Genomic DNA, 300 nt, shown 5'->3' with positions numbered 1-300 from the left:
CATCAGACCGCCGCTGCGCAGCGCGCCGAAAGCGTTGTCGATCTGCGTGCCCTGAATCGAAAGCGTGTTGCCCGCCTGTATCGTGCCGCTGTTGCTGAAGGTCTGTGCGTCCTTCAGATCGACATCGGCCGCAGCGATCAGCGGCCCGTTCATGTTCTGCTGGCTTGCCTTCGCGAGGTACACGACGGGCACGAGCACGGCCTGACCGTCGACGATGACCGTCTGCATGATGACGACGTTGCTCGTTAGCGCCGCGACCTGTTCCGGCGACAGACTCATGCCGAGCGGCAGATCGAGCGA

Annotated in this window: 1 protein-coding gene; it reads right to left on the bottom strand. The window is 63.3% G+C overall.

Features of this window, described 5'->3' with window-relative positions; translation table 11 throughout:
• Positions 1 to 300, bottom strand: a 300-nt coding sequence (locus QCE62_RS33885) for a hypothetical protein (protein ID WP_309927595.1), incomplete at both ends; no start/stop codon positions are given.

The organism is Caballeronia sp. LZ033 (assembly GCF_031451265.1).
Classification (GTDB): Bacteria; Pseudomonadota; Gammaproteobacteria; order Burkholderiales; family Burkholderiaceae; genus Caballeronia.
The sequence above is the reverse complement of the archived record's forward strand: the minus strand, read 5'-3'. Positions and strand labels throughout refer to the sequence as shown.